This window comes from Azonexus sp. (assembly GCF_036170495.1).
Classification (GTDB): Bacteria; Pseudomonadota; Gammaproteobacteria; order Burkholderiales; family Rhodocyclaceae; genus Azonexus.
This window is the reverse complement of the sequence record NZ_JAVHPH010000252.1, coordinates 1-2,648: the sequence shown is the minus strand read 5'-3', so window position 1 is coordinate 2,648 and position 2,648 is coordinate 1. Positions and strand designations below refer to the sequence as shown.

Sequence of the window (2,648 nt, the reverse complement as noted above, 5' to 3'; positions counted from 1 at the left end):
AGGTTGCCGTCATCCTTGCCGAGATGCACGCCGTCGGCTCCGACGAGAACGGTCAGGGCGATGTCGTCGTTGATCAGCAGTTTCGCCTCGTAGTGGCGGGTCAGTGTGCGCAATGCCCGGGCGCGGGCGACGCGTTCGGGCATCGGGCTGGTTTTGTCGCGATATTGAACGAGGCGACAACCGCCGGTCAGGGCGGCTTCAACCTCGCTCAGCAAACGAGTGCCATCGGCGCGCTCAGGCGTGATGGCGTAAAGGCCGCGCAATTTATTTCCCATTGGTCTGGGCAGGGTCGTTCATTTCCGCTTCGTCATTGTCGCCGCGCGCCCAGAAAAAGCGGTCCGGGATGAACTGCCCCATGCCGGCCCGGAAGCCGGCAGCCAGCGCCTGCCACGTGTAATCCTGGGCCTCGTGCACGGCGTCTTCCATGCTGGCCCCGCCGGCGATGCAGCCGGCAATGGCTGAGGCCAGCGTGCAACCGGAACCGTGGTAACTGCCCGGCAGGCGGTCCCACTCGTCGCGACGAATGACACCGTCGGCGCCATACAGCGTGTTGACCACCTTCGGGGTGTTTTCATGGGTGCCGGTAATCAGCACGTACTGCGCGCCCATCTCGATCAGGCGCTGGGCGCACACGTCAATTGACGGCTCGCCATCGTCCTCGTCGCTTTCAGCCAGGCGCCGTGCTTCCGGCGCATTCGGGGTAAGCAAGGTGGTTTGCGGCAGCAGCATTTCACGAATCGCCGAAATGACATCCTCACTCGACAACTCGTCGCCCCGCCCGGAAGTGAGTACGGGGTCGAAGATCAGTGGAGTATCCGGGTAGTCCGAAATGATTTCGGCGACCGCAATGACGTTTTCGACGCTGCCCAGCATGCCAATCTTGAACGCGGCCACGGGCATGTCCTCGAGAATCGTTCGCGCCTGCTGCTCGAGCAGTTCGGCGCTGACCGCCTGGACGCTCTGCACCCCTACCGTGTCCTGCACAGTCAGCGCCGTCAACGCGCTGAGCGGGTGGCAGCCGAGGCTGACCAGCGTGAGGATGTCGGCCTGCATCCCGGCGCCCGCAGACGGGTCACTGGCCGAAAAGACCAGCACCATCGGCGGGCAGGGCGGGGTGGGAACGGTGGAATTCATCGATATTCGAACCCTTGGCGGGCGCGAAGGGAATTGGGTAAGATGGCCGCGATTTTATCCGAATCTCGAGGCGGCCGAAGTAGTCATCAAATTGCTGTAACACTGTTGTTGGCCTTGCCTCGCGGTAATACTTCCGTAGTATGATGTACCGATAGAGCCTTCATCAGAGGCACAGGGGACAGGGAAAAGTGGCTGATTTATCCAGACTGCGCGGCGTCAGGGTCATGGTCATTGACGACAGCAATACGATACGGCGCAGCGCCGAGATATTTCTCGTCCAGGCCGGGTGTCAGGTTGTTCTCGCCGAAGACGGCTTCGATGCGCTGGCCAAGATCGCCGACCACCAGCCCAGCGTCATTTTCTGCGACATCATGATGCCACGTCTTGATGGCTACCAGACTTGCTCGCTGATCAAGAAAAATCCCAAATTCAAGGCCACGCCAGTCATCATGCTCTCGTCCAAGGACGGCTTGTTTGACCGGGCGCGCGGCCGCATGGTCGGTTCCGACCAGTACCTGACCAAACCATTTACCAAAGACAGCCTGCTGCAAACGGTCGCCACCTTTGCCTTGCCGGCCGAGACAGAATCCAACACGTAGCTCAGGGAGAGCGCATGCCTGTTAAAAACATCCTCGTTGTCGACGATTCGCCCACTGAGCGTTTTTTTACCGTCGATGTGCTGACCAAGGCTGGTTACCAGGTGACCACCGCGGAAAATGGCGAAGAGGGAATCGCCAAGGCCAAGGCCAACAAGCCTGATCTGATTCTCATGGACGTCGTGATGCCCGGCCTGAATGGCTATCAGGCCACGCGCACCCTGACCCGCGACGACGAAACAAAAAATATCCCGATCATCGTCTGCACAACCAAGGGGCAGGAAACCGACAAGATATGGGGTTTGCGTCAGGGCGCAGTTGACTACCTCGTCAAGCCGCTGATTCCGGAAGAATTGCTGCAACGAATCGCCGCTCTGCCGTAATCCAGATGGCCCGGAAAACCAGTCTTCGTGATTTTCAGGAATATCTGGCGACGCGTCTGAGCAATGCGGCCAAGGGTAAAGGGTCTTCGTCCTGGCTTGGCGTAGAGGCCGGGGGCGAGTCCTGGCTGGTCGATCTTTCCGATGGTGGAGAAATCGTTCAGGCCTCTCTGCTGGCCCCGGTTCCCATGACCCGCCCGTGGTTTGCCGGCATTGCCAATATTCGCGGCAACCTGCACGCGGTCAGCGATTTCTCGCTCTTTCGTGGTGGTCCGCCCATCGTCCAGAATGCCAACGCGCGCTTGCTGCTGATCGGCGCGCGTCACGGCGTCAATGCCGCCCTGCTTGTGTCACGCATGCTCGGCCTGAAAAACCCTGAGGATTTCACTGTTGAACCGGTCGATGCCGTGATGCCGGCTTGGGGTAGACAGCGTTTCGCCGATACGCAGGGAAAAATCTGGCACAAACTTTCGGTGCGCGAACTGCTTGCCGATCAGGATTTCATGAATATCGGGGTTTGACAGAGGGCTTTCGCCCC

At 59.9% G+C, this 2,648-nt stretch carries 5 protein-coding genes; 3 read left to right on the top strand and 2 right to left on the bottom strand.

The features are described from left to right. Both ADADOO_RS08885 and thiD read right to left on the bottom strand, forming a co-directional pair. Positions 1 to 263: thiamine phosphate synthase (locus ADADOO_RS08885; RefSeq protein WP_511276828.1), on the bottom strand; the 263-nt coding region annotated here is incomplete at its 3' end. Between the two features lies 1 nt (position 264). After that, positions 265 to 1,134, bottom strand: coding sequence for a bifunctional hydroxymethylpyrimidine kinase/phosphomethylpyrimidine kinase (thiD, locus tag ADADOO_RS08880; RefSeq protein WP_511276826.1), 870 nt, complete (start codon positions 1,132 to 1,134; stop codon positions 265 to 267). Between the two features lie 224 nt (positions 1,135 to 1,358). Between thiD and ADADOO_RS08875 the strand changes: the two genes are divergently transcribed. From ADADOO_RS08875 to ADADOO_RS08865, 3 genes are read left to right on the top strand one after another with little or no spacing between them, the layout of a single operon-like run. Beyond that, positions 1,359 to 1,733, top strand: coding sequence for a response regulator (locus ADADOO_RS08875; RefSeq protein WP_226405783.1), 375 nt, complete (start codon positions 1,359 to 1,361; stop codon positions 1,731 to 1,733). Positions 1,734 to 1,747: 14 nt separating this feature from the next. Continuing rightward, positions 1,748 to 2,113, top strand: a complete 366-nt coding sequence (locus ADADOO_RS08870) for a response regulator transcription factor (RefSeq protein ID WP_511276825.1) — start codon at positions 1,748 to 1,750, stop codon at positions 2,111 to 2,113. A gap of 5 nt (positions 2,114 to 2,118) precedes the next feature. After that, the gene (locus ADADOO_RS08865) at positions 2,119 to 2,631 is read left to right on the top strand and encodes a chemotaxis protein CheW (RefSeq protein WP_511276823.1); all 513 of its coding nucleotides are present in this window, start codon (positions 2,119 to 2,121) and stop codon (positions 2,629 to 2,631) included. The last annotated feature ends 17 nt before the right edge of the window (positions 2,632 to 2,648 follow it).

Bases quoted from the DNA above. Each gene is read 5' to 3' on its own strand.
- thiD (WP_511276826.1), bottom strand. From the start codon at position 1,134: ATGAATTCCACCGTTCCCACCCCGCCCTGCCCGCCGATGGTGCTGGTC.
- ADADOO_RS08875 (WP_226405783.1), top strand. From the start codon at position 1,359: ATGGTCATTGACGACAGCAATACGATACGGCGCAGCGCCGAGATATTT.
- ADADOO_RS08870 (WP_511276825.1), top strand. From the start codon at position 1,748: ATGCCTGTTAAAAACATCCTCGTTGTCGACGATTCGCCCACTGAGCGT.
- ADADOO_RS08865 (WP_511276823.1), top strand. From the start codon at position 2,119: ATGGCCCGGAAAACCAGTCTTCGTGATTTTCAGGAATATCTGGCGACG.